Source organism: Cytophagales bacterium (assembly GCA_033344775.1).
In the GTDB taxonomy this organism is placed as follows: Bacteria; Bacteroidota; Bacteroidia; order Cytophagales; family Cyclobacteriaceae; genus JAWPMT01.
Window position 1 is genome coordinate 1,911,477 of sequence record JAWPMT010000004.1, and the last position, 17,028, is coordinate 1,928,504.

At 41.6% G+C, this 17,028-nt stretch carries 15 protein-coding genes; 5 read left to right on the plus strand and 10 right to left on the minus strand.

Going from position 1 to position 17,028, the window contains the following annotated elements:
• Nucleotides 1-5: 5 nt before the first annotated feature.
• Nucleotides 6-1,382, plus strand: a complete 1,377-nt coding sequence (hslU, locus tag R8G66_16965; protein ID MDW3194068.1) for an ATP-dependent protease ATPase subunit HslU — start codon at nt 6-8, stop codon at nt 1,380-1,382.
• A 117-nt stretch (nt 1,383-1,499) separates the two neighbouring features.
• Here hslU and R8G66_16970 read toward each other — a convergent pair whose 3' ends face one another.
• The 5 genes from R8G66_16970 to R8G66_16990 all read right to left on the minus strand — a co-directional run bounded on the left by R8G66_16970 (nt 1,500) and on the right by R8G66_16990 (nt 4,633).
• The gene (locus R8G66_16970; GenBank protein ID MDW3194069.1) at nt 1,500-1,664 is read right to left on the minus strand and encodes a hypothetical protein; all 165 of its coding nucleotides are present in this window, start codon (nt 1,662-1,664) and stop codon (nt 1,500-1,502) included.
• Nucleotides 1,624-2,544: a type II toxin-antitoxin system HipA family toxin gene (locus R8G66_16975; GenBank protein ID MDW3194070.1), complete on the minus strand. Its 921-nt coding sequence runs from the start codon at nt 2,542-2,544 to the stop codon at nt 1,624-1,626. Before R8G66_16975 ends, R8G66_16970 begins: the two co-directional genes overlap by 41 nt.
• Nucleotides 2,545-2,601: 57 nt before the next feature.
• Complete coding sequence (locus R8G66_16980) at nt 2,602-2,847, minus strand: helix-turn-helix transcriptional regulator (GenBank protein MDW3194071.1); 246 nt, start codon at nt 2,845-2,847, stop codon at nt 2,602-2,604.
• A 191-nt stretch (nt 2,848-3,038) separates the two neighbouring features.
• Nucleotides 3,039-3,518, minus strand: a complete 480-nt coding sequence (locus R8G66_16985) for a histidine phosphatase family protein (protein ID MDW3194072.1) — start codon at nt 3,516-3,518, stop codon at nt 3,039-3,041.
• A 101-nt stretch (nt 3,519-3,619) separates the two neighbouring features.
• Nucleotides 3,620-4,633: a glycosyltransferase family 9 protein gene (locus R8G66_16990; protein ID MDW3194073.1), complete on the minus strand. Its 1,014-nt coding sequence runs from the start codon at nt 4,631-4,633 to the stop codon at nt 3,620-3,622.
• A gap of 145 nt (nt 4,634-4,778) precedes the next feature.
• Here R8G66_16990 and R8G66_16995 point away from each other — a divergent pair, with 145 nt between their 5' ends.
• On the plus strand, nt 4,779-5,186 hold the full coding sequence (locus R8G66_16995) for an EVE domain-containing protein (GenBank protein MDW3194074.1): 408 nt from the start codon (nt 4,779-4,781) through the stop codon (nt 5,184-5,186).
• 76 nt (nt 5,187-5,262) lie between these two features.
• Nucleotides 5,263-6,813, plus strand: coding sequence for a hypothetical protein (locus R8G66_17000; GenBank protein MDW3194075.1), 1,551 nt, complete (start codon nt 5,263-5,265; stop codon nt 6,811-6,813).
• A gap of 28 nt (nt 6,814-6,841) precedes the next feature.
• Here the strand turns inward: R8G66_17000 and R8G66_17005 are convergent, their stop codons facing one another.
• The 3 genes from R8G66_17005 to R8G66_17015 form a co-directional block, all read right to left on the minus strand.
• On the minus strand, nt 6,842-7,576 hold the full coding sequence (locus R8G66_17005; protein MDW3194076.1) for a LytTR family DNA-binding domain-containing protein: 735 nt from the start codon (nt 7,574-7,576) through the stop codon (nt 6,842-6,844).
• 243 nt (nt 7,577-7,819) lie between these two features.
• The gene (locus tag R8G66_17010) at nt 7,820-8,590 is read right to left on the minus strand and encodes a response regulator (GenBank protein ID MDW3194077.1); all 771 of its coding nucleotides are present in this window, start codon (nt 8,588-8,590) and stop codon (nt 7,820-7,822) included.
• A 138-nt stretch (nt 8,591-8,728) separates the two neighbouring features.
• Nucleotides 8,729-10,588, minus strand: coding sequence for a tetratricopeptide repeat protein (locus tag R8G66_17015; protein ID MDW3194078.1), 1,860 nt, complete (start codon nt 10,586-10,588; stop codon nt 8,729-8,731).
• An 858-nt stretch (nt 10,589-11,446) separates the two neighbouring features.
• On the opposite strand from R8G66_17015, the gene R8G66_17020 reads away from it, so the two are divergent.
• Entirely contained in the window at nt 11,447-12,886 is a 1,440-nt protein-coding gene (locus R8G66_17020) for a hypothetical protein (GenBank protein MDW3194079.1), read from the plus strand.
• Between the two features lie 93 nt (nt 12,887-12,979).
• Nucleotides 12,980-14,227, plus strand: coding sequence for a M48 family metallopeptidase (locus R8G66_17025; protein ID MDW3194080.1), 1,248 nt, complete (start codon nt 12,980-12,982; stop codon nt 14,225-14,227).
• 5 nt (nt 14,228-14,232) lie between these two features.
• On the opposite strand, the gene R8G66_17030 is transcribed toward R8G66_17025, so the two are convergent.
• Nucleotides 14,233-15,282, minus strand: coding sequence for an NAD(P)H-dependent glycerol-3-phosphate dehydrogenase (locus R8G66_17030; GenBank protein MDW3194081.1), 1,050 nt, complete (start codon nt 15,280-15,282; stop codon nt 14,233-14,235).
• Nucleotides 15,260-16,924 (minus strand): 1-acyl-sn-glycerol-3-phosphate acyltransferase, encoded by a 1,665-nt coding sequence (locus tag R8G66_17035; GenBank protein MDW3194082.1) that lies wholly within the window; start codon nt 16,922-16,924, stop codon nt 15,260-15,262. The genes R8G66_17030 and R8G66_17035 overlap by 23 nt, the downstream gene beginning before the upstream one ends.
• Nucleotides 16,925-17,028: the final 104 nt, after the last annotated feature.

Consider the following 17,028-nt stretch of genomic DNA (forward strand, 5'->3'; position numbering starts at 1 on the left):
AAAATATGGAAGACATTAACCTTACTCCAACCCAGATTGTTGGAGAGCTTGACAAATACATTATTGGACAAAAGGACGCCAAGAAGAATGTAGCCATTGCCTTAAGAAACAGATGGCGTCGCATGAATGTCAAAGAGGACATCAAAAAAGAAATTGTTCCGAATAATATTCTTTTGATCGGCTCTACGGGGGTTGGTAAAACTGAGATCGCCCGAAGACTGGCCAAGATCGCCCAGGCACCTTTCACCAAAGTAGAGGCTTCAAAATTTACGGAAGTGGGGTACGTAGGTCGGGATGTTGAAAGCATGGTTCGTGACCTGGTCGAGCAAGCGGTGAATATGGTGAAGCTGGCCAAAAAGGAAGAAGTGGAAGAAAAAGCTTCAGAGATTGTGGAGTCAATCATTTTGGATGCCCTGATCCCTCCTTTGAAAGCGACCACCAATACGCATTCATTAGGTGAAGATTCTCCAACAGAGGAAAAAGAACTCAACGAGAAGACCCGCGAACGATTCAGAGAAAAGGTGAAGAATGGGGAACTGGATGATCGTAAAATTGATATCGATGTGCAGGCACCCAATGGATCAGGAGTTGGCATGATTGGCGGCGGTATGATGGACGAGGCTTCCATGATCAACTTGCAGGAGATGATCGGCAATATGATGCCCAAGAAGAGCAAGAAGAGAAAGGTCACGATCGCGGAAGCCAGAAAACTCTTGATGGATGAGGAAACTGCCAAACTCATCGATATGGATGAGGTGAAGGATGAGGCCATCAAAAGAGCAGCCAATACAGGAATAGTCTTTATCGACGAAGTGGACAAAATCGCTGGCGGTAGAAATGGTAAGAGTGGCCCAGATGTAAGCCGCGAAGGAGTACAAAGAGACTTACTTCCGATTGTAGAAGGCAGTGCCGTTAATACGAAATATGGCATCATCAATACGGATCATATTTTATTCATCGCAGCCGGAGCGTTTCACTTCTCCAAGCCTTCTGATTTGATCCCGGAACTTCAGGGTCGATTCCCAATTCGCGTAGAGTTGGAGAATCTGACCAAAGAAGACTTCCTTCGAATCTTGAAAGAGCCTAAAAACTCATTGACCAAACAATACACTGCCTTGCTTGGTGCTGAAGAAGTGAAATTGACTTATCAGGATGATGCTTTGGAAGAGATCGCAGAAATCGCATTTCAAATCAATGAGGAAGTAGAGAATATTGGTGCAAGAAGATTACATACGGTCATGAGTAAACTCCTCAATGATATCCTGTTTGAAATTCCCGATACGATCAGTGCTAATTCCCATGTTCTGGTCGACAAAGATCTGGTTGTTTCCAAGCTAGACGGCCTGGTGAAAGACAAGGACTTAAGTCAGTATATTTTGTAAATCTGGAATAAAGGCTTTTATAAATTTTATCGAGTTAGAAAATCAATTTCAAATACCCCGACCCTAAAGGGTGAGAAATTGATTTTCTTCTTAAGGGAATTGAGTCAAGAAGAAAGTTTATATATCAGTCAACATCGCCTCCAACTTCTTACCAATCGTCTTTCTAGAATCAGAGCCCACCTCTGCCTGTTCTGCAAAAGGCAACCATTGATTTACGACTTCTGCAACCTGATCAATGATCTCATTCGCCTTCTTGATTTGAAACTTCTTTGCTATGATCATTTCGATTATGGGCAATCACATTGAAACATGCCAATCGAAAGAGCTTTTCAACTTCTCGAATATCCGGATCAAGGGCTAGCATGCCCCGAAACAAATTCTCATAATCCAGGCTTGAATTACGATGGTCAGCATTTAATAAACCACTTGCCGTATGCATGTGCCTTCGTTCGGTACCTACCCGATCAAAACGCTTCACTCCAAAATAGGCCTTGTTGGTCTTTCCTCGAAAGAGACGAGTTTCTGGCATGTCAATTCCAGCAACCTCCGCCATGAGCGCATAGGCGTACTCAATGTTACCGATATCAATCTGATCCATATTGGAAGCAAACTTGATCATCCAAGGCTCTTCATGCTCCTTTAAGTGCTTTCCAGTTGGTGAAAGTGTATCCGTCTTTCTATCGTAATTGAGCAGCACTTTTGGCCGTGCGCCTGCGGAACTGCCTCCTAGCTCCAGCAATTGATCAATCACTTCTTGCGCTTCGCCTCCTAACACTTCTTTCGTCGCTTGATCAAGTTCATCAAGATCCAATACGCTCGAGCTATCTCCCAAATCATGAAACTCAGGTTCATAAATGAAGGCACCCATGCCCTTTGAACCCACGTATGCCAATCGGTCCAGAGGTGTCAATTGTTGGTGAGGAATTCCTTTCGACATTACCCCTCGATCCAGTATTAAACGTCCCGATCCATCTGGGAGTGAATCATTGAATACACCAGGCAGCCCTTCAAATAATGGTTGTTTCCCCACATGAACTCCAGCCTGCAACGGCAAATAGAATGGCGAAATACTTAACCCTCGTTCAATGAACGAAGGATAGTATTCAAACAGGATTTTCCCTTGATGTAAGGCCAATCTCCCTACAGGTATCTCTAGAGACATTTTCACCTGGATCAATCAATGGATTCCAACTCCATCTTAAGGCTTTATGATTTCATCTTAGGTCGCAGGCAATTCATCTTGTGGCTGGAACAATTGATCAAAATCGTTGAGTCGCCCCAATACCATCGCGATTTTCAAAAGCGACTCCAGGGATATTTGACTCGTACGCTCAAACCGTTTGAGGCTTCCAAGTGATACGCCGGATTTATTGGCCAACTGCTGCTGGGACAGCTTTTTCACCTTTCTGAGCTGACGAATCTTGTCGGAAAGATCTTCGCTAACCTCATTTTGGAGCTTTAGCATGTTAGTTAATATATTAACCAATCAAATAATGTAGTTTAGTTAAACTTCCGGTCACTGCAAGCAGGCTTGCAATGCAGCCTAATTGGAAATTCTACTTAACTACCTTATTTGAGATCGCTTTATTTCCTTCGCGATGACGATGCATTTTCCTTAACTTAAAGACACTGCATTTAATAGCATAAATGTTCTCTTCAGAGCTCCTTGGGCACCTGATAAAAAAGTCGTCTGGTTTTCCACTTTTCGTCCGAAGCTTCATCAATCTCAAGTCCGACAATACCACAGGTGGGGATATTGTCAATGTAGTTCTCATTGATCCTGTTGTGAAACATGGTGAGCCCGGGATTATGACCAAAAATGGCAACCGAATTAAATTCACGAACTTCCTTTATTACATTTTCAAAATCAGTCACACCCGCGTGATACAACGTGTCAGAAATAATGATCTTTTCTTCAGGGTACTTCCAGTGATCCGCTAAATGAAGTGCGGTATAAAAGGCCCGGCTTGCCCCGCTGGTAATGATTAAATTTGGTGTGTCAACTTCATCCTTTAAAAATTGCCCCATCCGACTTACGTCTCTGCGGCCTCTTTTTCCTAGTGGCCGATAATAATCATCGAGCTCATCAAAATTCCAGGAAGATTTGGCATGCCGAACGAGGTATAACTTTTTCATAACTAGTTGCTGTTCAAGTTTTCAAAAAGTCAGTTTATTTGATCAATTAAGATTAGAAAGTTACGAAGAATCCAGTGAATAACGAGGTGCCTGGATTTACGTCACCCTGGCAACCAGAAATCAAAATACAGGTCGTTCATGCACTTAAAATGTCCCTTGGGACACTGACCATAACCGATTTTAGAACACGGTCGACAGCCGAGCTTTTTGTTCTCGAAGATGGTGAATTGCGTTCGGTATGGATACATTCCAAACTCTGGAATGGTGTTGCCCCAAATGGAAAAGATCTTCTTCTTGAAAGCCGCCGCCACGTGCATTAACCCCGTATCATGCGTAAAAACGGCAATAGACTGCTTTACAAGGGAAGCTGACTGATTGAAATTGAATTTCCCACAGGCATTGTAAACCAGCGCCTTCTTTCCTAATTCATTTTGCAATTGTTGTTCTCGAGGGTCATCCGAATCTCCTTGCACAAAAAACTGTTCAATTTCCTCTCCAACAGCCTGATCCTCTTTTCCTCCCAATAAAATAATCGGCTTATTGATCCGATCACATAATTCAATCAGACGTCTGGCAGGTAATCGCTTCGTTGCATACTGCCCGCCTACAACCACCGCATAAAACCCATCTCGATGCGTTTCTGGGAGCCATTCCTTTTCAACTTCATCTTTTTCCGGAATGAAATAGTCCAAACCGAGTGCATCCATTTTCACATCCAAAGCTGCCACAGTGTCCATGTACCGATCGACAATATGTTTGGCTGGCAATCGATTGATTTTAAATCGGACCATCAGAAATTTCTGCCAATTCAACTTATTGAAGTTGTAAGACCTGACGCCAAGTAAGCGCTTCAACACCCAGGTTCTTCGATTGTGATGCAAATCAATGATCACGTCAAAAGACTCTTTTTTCAATGCCTTAAAGAACCCGAATAGGCCATCACCTAGCTCATGAATTTGATCTACGTAGGGATTCGCCTCCAAAATGCCCTTAAAAGCTGGCTTCGTGGCGTAATGAATTTCCACATCCTGAAGCTGTGCTTTTAGCGTCCGTATTACCGGTGATGTAAGTACAATATCTCCAGCAGATGAAAATCGTATAATTAGCACTTTCATTTTACAATCGCTTCATAAGTGGGGAATACATGAAAATCATTGCCAAAGAATTACTTAAATTGTATAACCAGTAAAAGTAGATGGAACTTCCTTTCTGTGAACCTTGCTGATGGATGTTTGTTCAACTTATTGAAACACTTTTTACATGAATTATTGGCTGATCAAATCTGAACCAAATACTTACTCATGGGATGATTTCGTGAAATTAGGCAGAGATCACTGGGATGGTGTTAGAAACTACCAGGCGCGGAACAATATGAAGGCCATGGAAGTGGGTGATCAGGCACTGTTCTATCACAGCGTAAATGAAAAGTCAGTGGTTGGTATCGCCGAAGTTGTTCGCGAGCACTATCCGGACCCAACCACTAATGATGAGCGCTGGTGTGTAGTGGATTTTGTTCCGGTTAGACCCTTAAAAAGGAAAGTGACACTGGATGAGATCAAAGCAGATGACAGATTCTCAGAAATGGTTCTGGTAAAAAACACACGATTATCTGTACAACCTGTGAAAGTCGAGGAGTTTGATTTGATCATTGGAATGAGTGAAGCATAAAGGAAATGTTATTGATAGTTGTTTATATATAAACAGGCTTGAATTTTGGCTGTTACCCCATAATAACTCCATGTCTATGAAAAAGCTTCTGTTATTACTGTGCATCGCAATTCAACTTCCTCTTGTAGCACAAAAGAAAAAGGAGAAAGATACGAGTAATCTTTTGGTGCAACCGAATCGTGTGGAATTCGAATTGAAGAAAATCCAACAGGATTTCACGATCATCAATGGAGGATATGATGGTTTGTTAGTTTTGGAAGAAACCTACAAAAAAGTTGATGGCAAGTTCAACTGGAACCTCACTAAACTCGATACCGCACTGCAGAAGCAATGGGAGAGATCACTCTTCATCGATATCAATGGGCGACTGATAGGGTATGAATACTTCGGGGGAAAATATTACCTGCTACTCACTGCCTCGCAGTATCGCATGCAAGACCTCATGGTCTATGAAATTGACGAAGAGGCCAATGTCAATGAATTTGAGATCACCACGGTGTTCCCCATCAGAATGGAATACTTTGAAGTAATTGGGGAAACCTTGATCCTTGGCGGTAATGTCAACGGCAAGCCTGCAATCATTACTTACAATGTAAATGAAAAGAAACCCAAGGTACTTCCAGGTTTCTACGAAAGCAGGAATCAACTCATGGATATCATCATTGATGATGATGAGGAAATGTTTACAGTAGTTGTCCGTGAAAAACTTGTCAGTAGACAGTACACGATTCGAGCCAAAACTTTCACTTCTGAAGGGCTAATGGTGCAGGACCTGTTCATCACCCCGGGAGAAAAGAAAAACCTGATTGATGGTGCCTCCACCACTTTTGACAATGGCATTCAATTAGTAGCCGGGGCGCACTCTAAAAGAAGTACCTCCTACAGTAAAGGATTGTACTTGTCTAAGTTTGTAAACGGCCGACAGCAGTTCATCAAGTACCACAATTTTGCAGACCTGGAAAATTTCTTTGGCTACCTCAATGACAAGCGCGAGCAACGGATCAAAGCACGGATCAAACGAAGAAAAGATTTAGGCAAAAACAGCAAATTCAATTATCGTCTACTAATTCATGAAATGCGTGAATTGGACAATGGCGTGAATCTGATGGTTGCAGAAGCGTATTACCCCAGGTACAGCAGTGCTAATGGTTTCAACTCACCCTACTCCTATGGATACAGAGGTGGAACACCTACCACATTCATGGGCTATAAATTTACACATGCCATTGTCGTTGCTTTTAATAACAACGGCGAAATCGTATGGGACCACAGTTTCAAGATCAAAGATGTTCAGACCTATTCATTAGACAAGCTTGTTGCTGTTGGTAGTTACAGCGATGAAACCATCTTAATGTATTTAGATGAGAATGAGATTCGATCTAAGATCGTAAGAGAGAACGACGTAGTGGAGGGCAAAACATATAACCCTGTGAAGCTTAACGACGATACGGAAGAATTGCGATCGAAATCATCTTCAGACGAAGACCTTGATCACTGGTACGAAGAATGCTTCTATGCCTCAGGTGTTCAAAGCCTCTCCAAACCTGGCTCCCTCGGCTTCAAGTCCAGTCGCAAGGTCTTCTATATCAACAAGATCCAGTACAATAGCGAGGGGTTGGTGAATTAGCTTTCGAGAACTTCAGGCTAGTAAGGGACTAACCCACCTCCAAAACCTCTAGCACCGCCTCTCTTTTAGTTCTAGGTATGCTCAAAGGTTTGTCCTGATCTATATAGAGATTACCATTCTCAATTTTCGAGACTTTGGTGGTATTGATGATCAGGGAGCGATTTAATAGGTAGAAGTCTTCAAAGTGACTGAGATGTTTTTCGTAAAAGTCTTTTAAGGAAGCTTTAATCATCACATACTCCTCCTTGTCCGTGTGGACTTTTACGTAGTGATCACTTGCCTCTATCCATTTGATGTTATCGGTCTCTAAACTTTGATAGACACCTCTTTTAACGGTCAACCAAATCTTCTTCCTTTCTCGCTGTTCCACTCCATTGATGTGATAGCCTTGTTGTATCTTCATCAGAAATAAGCGTATCACCAGTCGCAAATGATCCTGGGATACTGGGGTCAAAATCAACTGATCAGGAAATAGCTGACTGATCTGATTTACATCGAATGGAAATGAGCCTTGCACCAGATAGAGGTAAGGAATAGGAAACCGTGAAGTTTGCTGTTGAATGATGGCCTGACTTAAGTATAATTCCTCTTCTGTCTCAATTTGAAATATCGCCCCATGAAAGGATGCCAAACTTTCTACCTCATCCACATGCCAAATCTCCTGCGTGGTTTTCACTGCAATCGAATGACTCGCCTCTAAAACAGCTTCTTCTAAATTATAGGGGTCTCCGGAATATGAACTAATGGCAGTCAGTATTTTCATCTCGATCGGGCTCTAATGGAAAAGTGATCAACCTCAAGTGAGATTGACAATGCCTACGGAAGATGAATGAATTAACGACTGATCAAAAACTTATTTCGTGAAGTGCTGCTTATACTTCGTGATACGCACTCAACAAGTCGTGAAGAAGGGTATCATTTCCTGTACATCAAACCATTATTTACGTACCACCAAATAGGTTTTGCGTCCCAATTGAAGCTTTTCGGATAAATCTACCTGACAGGTTTAATCTAAGGGAATACCCAAATGATTAAATAATTCCTTTCTTCTTTCCTTAGGAACCAGTAAGGATTTTTTATTCAGAGGTTTCAATTCCTTCATGATCACTTGGTTTCCCTCGATCCGATCTACTTCATCCAGATTGATAATTGTACTTCTATTCAGCAGGTAAAATGATCCAAGAGGGCCTAATCCGTTTTCAAATACTTCTTGCTTCAATTTAGCACTCGTGATGATAGGCTTTTCATTACGGATATAAAACCGACAATGATGATCCAATGCTTCGACACAAACTATATGCTTCGGATCTACTTTTTCATATACGGACCGATCACTCTTGATCCAATAGCGATCTTTATTCCTCGGGCGAAAAACGCGTTTTATACTACCAGAACGACTTAAGTCTACTCGCTGAATTGTATAATCCAGGGCTCTGAAAAAACTCTGCTCATCATATGGTTTTTGTAGAAAATCACTGGAATGGACCTGGTCTGCACGTTCCACAACTTCTTTTTCAGTCACTCCCGATATAAATAAAATCGGTACAGGATGGAACTGCTGAATCGTCTCAGCGATATTAATTCCAGCATAGAGATCATTCTTCAACTGGATATCAATAAGCGCCAGGTGAAATTGCTGCTCCTTCACAATGCTGAGCACAGCACTGAATTCCGAATACGGTCCAAGTACGTTGGTATCCTTCCCCAAGTGTCGTTGGACGCGATTGGCTACCTTGGTAGCCTGGTCCAAATCATCTTCTACCAATAGGACATTCATCTATTTGGTCGGTCTTTTAGAGAGACTAATTTGCGAAAAAATAAACAAATCAAACTAATTCGCAAATGACGTTAGGATAAATACCTATTAATAGGGATATGTGTCTAGTTAATTTTAGTTAGCTGTTTTAGGTTACTATCAAACTTTAATGACGAATGAGCTCTGATTCCATTGTCCTTGTACTTCCCTGCTCAATTCAGTTCGTAGTGTCTTCAATACTTGTTCGATGATTTTCTGCCCCATTCCTGCACCACTTCTAGCTTTCGAAACAAAAGGCGCTCCATCGTCTTTATAGATAACTCTTAAATGTCCGCTTTCCCCGGATATCACTATGTGTATGATACCTCCTCGATCGGCGAAAGAGTGTTTTGCTGAATTGGTCATTAACTCATTAAGCACAAGTAATATAGCAGTTGCTCTTTGTCCGCTAATCTTTACCCGGTCCAATTCAGTCCTCAGGGCAACTTCCTTCGCACTCAAGCCTTGTGCATCTGCAATATCTTCAAGCCGTTCATCTAAATAATCATCAAGATCAACCATATCATATGCCTCTTCATAAAGTGACTCATCTACTGCAGCCGAAGCTAATAATTGCCCTCTGATGTCTTCTGAGATCGTCACATTTGTCTCAGATATTTCATTTAAGAGACGCATGTAATCATTTTTCTTGCGATGATACATGTCACGGTTAACCAGCTTCAAATTCTCATTGAGTGCTTTAATTTTAGATCGCTGCCTAATCACATACAATACGAGCCCCACCAACATTAGAGCAGCGGCGGTCACACCTCCTATAATCAATAAACGTTGTTCCGCAATTCGAGATTGATTTAAGGCTTTCTTCTCCTGTTGTTTTCTTTCTTCCTCTTTTCTTTTCAACTCAAATGCACTTTGAAGTTCCAATACTTCAAATTTTGATTCACTTAGGATGCTATCTTTTAGATTCGCCCAAAAATCGAGTGTATTATAAGCCAATAAAGTATCTCCAGTGGCAAGATAGTATTTGGAGAGTGTATGTGTATTTTCTATAAACAATTTCTGTGTCCCCTCTGCTTGCGCATACTTACGAGCCTGAGTTATGTAAAAAAAAGCCTCTGATGGATCTGACATCTTAAGATACAGTAATCCTAACTCATTAGCAGTCTGAGCCAAGCCCAGTTGATCCGAAAGCTTTTCTCGCATATCATACGCTTGCAAAAAATACTGCTCAGCTGAATCCAAAGATGACAAACTTAAAAACAAGCAACCTAAATCATGAAGTGTATAGGCTATTGAGTTCGGTTTAGAATGCTCTTTTTTGACTGACAAAGCCTGATGCAGATAGAAAAAAGCACTATCAGATATTCCCAATTCTATATAACTCTTTCCTAAATTGTTGAGCGCAATACCATATCCTTGTTGATTTCCATTCCACTGGTATTCCCATTTAGCTTGATGGTAGTAATTTATTGCCTTATTAAATTCTTCCTGGTTTTCATATAAACTACCCAAGGCATTATTCACACCACCTAGTGAACTCCTGTGACCTGTCTTTAGAGCTATTTCCCGTGCCTCAAGTAGTATTTCACTAGCCTGTGTAAAATTTCCTCGATCTACATAAAGATTACTCAAATTCCGATATCTCGCAATTATTCTTGCTGAATCGAGCATAAGTAAATCCAATTCCAGTGCCAAATTGTAATAAGTCAAAGCACTATCAAATAAACCTAACTTCTTAAATGATAAACCTATATCATTAAGCGTGTTGGATGTTTTAATTGTATCATTGGACAAGCGGTATTCTATCAATGCCAATAAATACTTATCAATGGCTCCATCATAGTCATTATCGAAATAACTGGAATCACCTAGAGCAAAAAGGCTGTCACCAGTTTCAATTTTTACCTGAGGACTATGCTGAGCTATTGACTGGAAACCAAATAACTGAACAAGAATCCATAGACCAATTGTTTGCCTATTTATCAGCAGTACATCAGAGCAAAGACTTGAAATATTCATTACACCCCTCCTAAACATTCATTAAATATCGTTAAGGGATATAAAAAAAAGAAACCAGCTGCAATTACAGTTGGTTTCTTGGGCTGTTAACAACTACCGCTTTTACACTCATCTGGCTCCGAATTTAGAGTAGGTGAGGATTTGTCATCCAGAGGAACTATCTCTGCACCATCATCCACACAACTTGCTAGTGAGACCATCATAAAAGCTACCATTGAAATACGCACAAAAAACTTTCTCATTCGTAGGAATTTTTCTTGTGCTTCGAGCTATCGGGTACAGACTTCTTACTCCTTTACCATTGTACCTTGGAGAAGGATGAAGCGACACATACGAAGCTTGGTCGATAGGAAGGATCATTCGAATAAATAGTTCGACACTGAGGTGAAGGGAGCAACCGATTGCGTATAATCGGAAGAGACCAGCTACTGATCTGTTGCCTCGATAAATGTTCATGTCAGGTGTACTAATTATTTTCATGTTCTTTCTTTTCTAAGCGCTGCCCTCCGGATGAGCTGAGCTTGATGCAAGACTAAATCAACACTTAAGTAGCCTGTGTGACGGTCGACTTACATCGAAAAAAAAATTCAAAACGAAATACAACTCACTGAAAAACAAATACTTAATTGTTTTGTATCGGTAACTACCGAAACCCAAATGCTGAATTCTTACCAATCACGCCAGGCGCACACAACGGCGCATACCTCCACGGTACTAACCTAACATATCACGAAATGAATGGTAGATGTCACGAAGAATAATTGCCTGTAGAAGAAGATGGCAGCAACTTCATTCCAGCAATTCACTAATAACTAAAGTGATGGCTAACCATAACACCTGACTAAAACTAAATGTATCATGCTGGTAAATGACGAGTTGTATTTTCATACCTTTTGCAAGCTACTGGAAGCAGTAGTAGCGGCAGGAGGTGTGGAAGCTCCCGTCGAACACCTTCAGAAAAACCATTTTCACTTTCTTAGTCGCAAGATCAATTCAAAATCGTGTGCTGATTGCAGTATTCAACCTGCCACAATCCGAGACTATCGCTATATCTATAAACGGGAAAAGAAGTTCTCCGTGAGACAAAATCGCCTTGACCTCATGTGCGATTATCTTGGCTATAATGGCTGGAATGACTTTCGATCGAATCATTTTCCAAACGCTGAAAACAAACAGCAATCGAATGAGCAAGTCAGATTACTTATTCTACCCGACAAGAGATTTGGAGCGATTCAGCATTTCGAAGGTCAAATCGGCGAACTGATTTGTAATCGATACGAAGAATTAAAAGAGGAATTAGGTATTGATGAGTTGGAGATTATCTACCGTGATCACTTAAAATCCTCACCCGCCGGGATAAAAGGAATCCGGGATTTTGGTAAAGCAAATAAGGCGGACATGGTCATCTGGACTGAATATATCCATGGCATAAAACCCATGATGAGAGTTCCCTCAATCCTTGTAGATCCCTATCAAAAGGTGTGTAAACGTGAAAAAAAGGCCTATCAGGATGCGGCGGAGCTTATCAACCTGCACGAAGGCACTTTTCTTGAAGAATCTGACATTATGCTTTTTCAATTGTTAGCTACCACAGCTCACCAAAAAGTTGAAACCAAGAAAGCCGTTGAATACCTTGAGAAAATACTTCAGTTAGACCCTGAACATGAAGAATCAATCAACCAATTGGGTATCCTCTTAGACCAGCAAGAAGCATCTGGTCAATCAACGAATCTTGGGGGGGACAAAACCAATGCAGAAGTAGATGCTGATCCTCAAGAAAAGTCCGGTTCTGACGCGATTCATCATCAAAATCAATTATATCCACCTCATCAGGATACATCAAATACTGATCAAAAGCGGGACCATTTTGCTATGCCGAATCACACAGCGTCCCTGGACAATCACTTACTCATCCTAGAGGGAGATAATCGTGTACTGAAGGTAAAAGACCTTGAACCATTAATTCGAAACACCATCATACACGAAGAAGAAACGATTATTTTCCTTACCTCGAAAACAGACATAGCACTATTGTCATTGAATGACCGGACGATATTTACATTGAAGACAAGCCAACAAGAAGTCCCAGTAAAAGAAGCATTGGTAAGATTAAATCAATGGCACCAAAACATACCAAATTTTCCGAAAGGTAGTGATCAGCTCCCACTGTGTTTTCACCCCTCAACTCCTGTAAAACCAACTAAAATAAAACCAGTAGCAAGCGATCTGATTGGCATAATCATCCGACCCAATACCGGAAACAAAATGCTACGAACCCGACAACTGAAGGCTTCTTGACCTAAGAATATTACGATTGAGTTCACTAACCAACCCCGGAAGAGCATAGCTGCTAGCTATTCCCTTTCACGAGTTTGCCTTTATCTTCGCATCATGACGGAATCTGCGATCCTAAACCTGCTACTGGCCATTGTAGTACTTGACTTTTTATTGGAAAGAGTGTTGGGTTACCTTAATGACAAGAGCTCCAAAGCATCAATTCCATCAGAGCTGTCGGGAGTTTATGATGAGGATCAATATCAAAAATCTCAGGAGTACCAAAGGGTCACAGGCAAATTCGGCAATTTCACTGCTACATTTTCATTCCTTTTGACTTTAAGTGCCTTGTACTTCGGATGGTTTGGCTGGCTGGATCAAGCCATCATTACATCTGGCACTTCCGATCTATTTTCTACGCTGATATTTTTCGGCATCATATTTATCGGTTCGGATCTCCTTTCCACACCCTTTTCTATTTACAGCACTTTTGTGATCGAAGAGCGATTTGGCTTCAATAAGACGACCGTCAAAACTTATCTACTAGACAAAATCAAAGGCTATGTATTGGCCATCATCATCGGAGGCCTTTTAATATCAGTACTATTGGTGTTGATTGAAATGATGGGAACGAATTTTTGGATCTACTTCTGGATCGTCATCACTGTCTTCGTCTTGTTCATAAATGTTTTCTATACATCCTGGATATTACCGTTATTCAATCAGTTAAAACCCATAGAAGAGGGTGAGCTAAAATCTTCGATAGAAGCTTTCAGTAAGCAAGTAGGGTTTCCTCTATCCAATATTTTCGTCATGGACGGATCAAAACGCTCCAGTAAAGGCAATGCCTTCTTCTCAGGCCTTGGTAAACGAAAAAAAGTTGTGCTTTTTGATACCTTAATAGCAAATCACACTACCGAAGAATTGACTGCTGTATTCGCACATGAAGTGGGGCATTATAAAAAGAAACACATCATTCTCTCAACGATCTTATCCATCCTTCAAATGGGGATCATGCTTTTCCTATTGTCCAGGATGATCTTTACAAATGAGGTAAGCTTAGCTATGGGAGGTGAAACGTCAACGATCCATCTCAATATGTTGGCGTTCGCGATTCTGTTCAGCCCACTTTCCCGAATATTAGGCATATTCATGAATAAATTAAGCAGAAAGAATGAATACGAGGCGGATGAATATGCAGTAAAAAACTATGATAGCACTCCGCTAATTGAAGGGTTGAAAAAAATGAGCAGCGACCATCTTTCCAACTTGACCCCACATCCGGCATATGTATTTGTGAATTACTCGCACCCCCCACTTTTAGAGCGCGTTCGGGCCATGAAATCTGTTGATCAGCAGGAATAAATTCCTCAATCCAAAAAGTCGATCTCTGCCCGAAATGGAAATTTCATCAGATAGGTATGCGCTTCTTCTACTGTGATCTGTCGATGAATGACACGATAAAGCGTTTCCGTGATTGGGCAACGGATACCAAATGAATTGGAAAGGTCTCTAATGATATCTATGGTCTTTACACCTTCGGCCACCTCTTCCATTTCTTCCAGAATCATTTCGATGGTTTTTCCTTCGGCCAATTTTCTACCCACGGTGAAGTTTCGACTCAAATTACTGGAACAAGTGGCCATGAGATCACCCACTCCTGCCAGCCCTAAGAACGCCTGTGCATTGCCTCCCATGGCTTTACCGATATGGACCATTTCTACCAGGCCGCGACTGATGAATAAAGCTTTGGCATTTTCTCCCAGTCCCAGTCCCATCACAGAGCCAGCACCCAAAGCAATGATATTCTTTAAGATACCACACAATTCGATGCCAATCAGGTCGCTGCTACCATAAATAAGAAACCGGTCATTCTTCAGGAGTTTTTGGCCGATTTGCACCACTTCATCAAATTGACTGGCCACCACTGTGGCAGCGGGTTTTCCTTGAGAAATTTCCGAAGCAAGATTTGGACCTGCAAGACATCCTACTCTTACCACAGAGCTTTCTTGTTGGATCACCTCACTCATGGTGTGAACGTCTTCTCTGCTTACCGGATCTTCCGAAGATGTAGATTTCCGACTTAGGTCAAAACCTTTCGTTCCATGGATAAGAATATGGTAAGGCCGCAAAAACGGCGAAAGTGTCCGCATCATTTCCCGAAAGCTTGCAGAAGGAACCACGGGAAAAATCACATCACAAGACGCACCAATTCTACCAATATCGTGGATCACCTCAATATTTGGCCTGAGTGGGTGACCTGAGCTTTCTCGGGTTTCGTTTAGCAAAGCGGCCTTTTCTGCAGTCCTGGCATGAAGGAGGACTTTATCACTTTTCTCCGCCAATATATTGGCCACGGCAGACCCAAAACTACCCGCCCCGATTACTCCAATATGTTTAGATGTGCTTTTCGAGTCCATAACCATCGAGACGATTGTGATAGTAATATAAAGTATTTGGATCCTGAACAATAATTTTCTCCTTGCGATGAATCACTGGCCTTCTGGCATGATACATCCCTACGTTCTTCAACCCTTCTTTAATGGCCTCATCAGCCTTGTTTTTCAGGTGATCCGTTATTCCTATTTTACCTTTCTTTTCCAGCTTAAGTATTTGCTTGCGAAGCTTCTTAAAGCACTTCTTAAATTCCTGATAGTCTAATTCCAGGTCTTCTTCTGACAACCTCAACACATGGTAAAGGTCAAGCTTTGGGTTTTTCCTTTCCAGCATCTTGAAACTGGTATAAGCTACCAGATGACTCGCAAACACCTTATTATAGATATGAAATTCTTCAACAATTCGTTTGGCAAGAATCCGTACGTAGGTCTGCTCTCGCTGTTTATCCACGGTCACCTGACCATCACTCACAAAATAGTCCTTTGGATAGATCGGGTTCCCATTTTTGTCAAAACTATTGCCTTCATCATCCACGTAATTTCCCAAAATGTCCATACCCCGTCCCAAACTCACGGATATATTGGAACCTTTGGTGAAGAATTTGAAAAGGAAACTTGCGATTTTGTAGCTTGTAGAAAACTCATCGTTCTCTTCATAGTATCGTTCCTGACCAGTCCTCTTCAAATGCTCCCGAATCAATGCCGGAGCTTCCAGGGTAAACTGGTAATTGATTACTGTAGGAACGATGAATATTTTTTGGTCTTCACCATTGTCTTGCTGATAGAGCATGCGTTGCGCTTCGATACTGGTACCCAACAGACCCAATTTCAATGCTTTTTCTATATGGCCTGAACGAGAACGGGTTCCACCCGGAAAAAACAAGCTATGGCATCCTCTTTTAATGGCCAGCGTAGAATAGGCACGCAGAGTCTCTAAATAGACCGGGTTTTTTTTGCGGCGATCCACTTTGTACGCCCCCAGACTATTCATAAAATAAGCGAGAATCTTGATATTGAACAGGTTGAGTCCCGCACCATAGATGAAAGCTGGCAGCCCTAAAAATTGTATCACCCAGCCTATCAGAATAGAATCCAGGTTGCTAAAATGAGTAGGGACCATTACTACGGTTCCTTTCTGCGCCAGTTGTCGAATGTGCTCCGGTTCGCCTTCGATGCGGATTTTATCATCCAGATCAAGCTGCCGGCTAAACAGAGACAAAAAGCCTTTAACTCTCGCAGCATTCAATAATCGGGCAAATCCGAAAGTAACGAATGTCTTGGCGAACTTGTAATAAGATTTTCTGAAGTTTCCGGCAATCTCGCTACTGTATCGAATGATGATATCACGAAGAATTTGCTGCTCATTGGTAGCAGAATCTGCTAACCCTTCACTTTCCACTAGTCGATGTTGAATTCCCGACCAGAAGTCTTTTTCATCGGCCGGGTCCACTCGCCATGGATTGGCCTTCATTCTGAGTTTTTCCCGGTAAACAGTCGTTTCCAGCTCTTCTCGAAGAGATCTGCCTTTTCTAACCTCCAAAAAATTTTCGAAAGATTCATCAGTTACCTCACGAATGAACTCGTCCCGGTTCTTGGATAGTTGGTATATCGGCCACTCCCTGGTTTTAGAAATGATCTCGGAGTATCTAACCTTGTTTTTTCGCATGAAAGGGGCTTTGCAGTGAGCTGCGGGTGCAAATATAGAATAATCAAAAATAGATGCCAGCATTACTCAAAAAGAGCGCTCCGAGTAGCAGAACATTCAATTTT

What these genes read in the sequence shown, in the direction of transcription:
- R8G66_16990 (MDW3194073.1), bottom strand. Translation starts at nt 4,633, where the DNA reads ATGAAAGTGCTAATTATACGATTTTCATCTGCTGGAGATATTGTACTT.
- R8G66_17025 (MDW3194080.1), top strand. Translation starts at nt 12,980, where the DNA reads ATGACGGAATCTGCGATCCTAAACCTGCTACTGGCCATTGTAGTACTT.
- R8G66_17005 (MDW3194076.1), bottom strand. Translation starts at nt 7,576, where the DNA reads ATGAAAATACTGACTGCCATTAGTTCATATTCCGGAGACCCCTATAAT.
- R8G66_17010 (MDW3194077.1), bottom strand. Translation starts at nt 8,590, where the DNA reads ATGAATGTCCTATTGGTAGAAGATGATTTGGACCAGGCTACCAAGGTA.
- R8G66_17015 (MDW3194078.1), bottom strand. Translation starts at nt 10,588, where the DNA reads ATGAATATTTCAAGTCTTTGCTCTGATGTACTGCTGATAAATAGGCAA.
- R8G66_17035 (MDW3194082.1), bottom strand. Translation starts at nt 16,924, where the DNA reads ATGCGAAAAAACAAGGTTAGATACTCCGAGATCATTTCTAAAACCAGG.
- R8G66_16975 (MDW3194070.1), bottom strand. Translation starts at nt 2,544, where the DNA reads ATGTCTCTAGAGATACCTGTAGGGAGATTGGCCTTACATCAAGGGAAA.
- R8G66_17020 (MDW3194079.1), top strand. Translation starts at nt 11,447, where the DNA reads ATGCTGGTAAATGACGAGTTGTATTTTCATACCTTTTGCAAGCTACTG.
- R8G66_17030 (MDW3194081.1), bottom strand. Translation starts at nt 15,282, where the DNA reads ATGGACTCGAAAAGCACATCTAAACATATTGGAGTAATCGGGGCGGGT.
- R8G66_16995 (MDW3194074.1), top strand. Translation starts at nt 4,779, where the DNA reads ATGAATTATTGGCTGATCAAATCTGAACCAAATACTTACTCATGGGAT.
- R8G66_16970 (MDW3194069.1), bottom strand. Translation starts at nt 1,664, where the DNA reads ATGATCATAGCAAAGAAGTTTCAAATCAAGAAGGCGAATGAGATCATT.
- R8G66_16985 (MDW3194072.1), bottom strand. Translation starts at nt 3,518, where the DNA reads ATGAAAAAGTTATACCTCGTTCGGCATGCCAAATCTTCCTGGAATTTT.
- R8G66_16980 (MDW3194071.1), bottom strand. Translation starts at nt 2,847, where the DNA reads ATGCTAAAGCTCCAAAATGAGGTTAGCGAAGATCTTTCCGACAAGATT.
- R8G66_17000 (MDW3194075.1), top strand. Translation starts at nt 5,263, where the DNA reads ATGAAAAAGCTTCTGTTATTACTGTGCATCGCAATTCAACTTCCTCTT.
- hslU (MDW3194068.1), top strand. Translation starts at nt 6, where the DNA reads ATGGAAGACATTAACCTTACTCCAACCCAGATTGTTGGAGAGCTTGAC.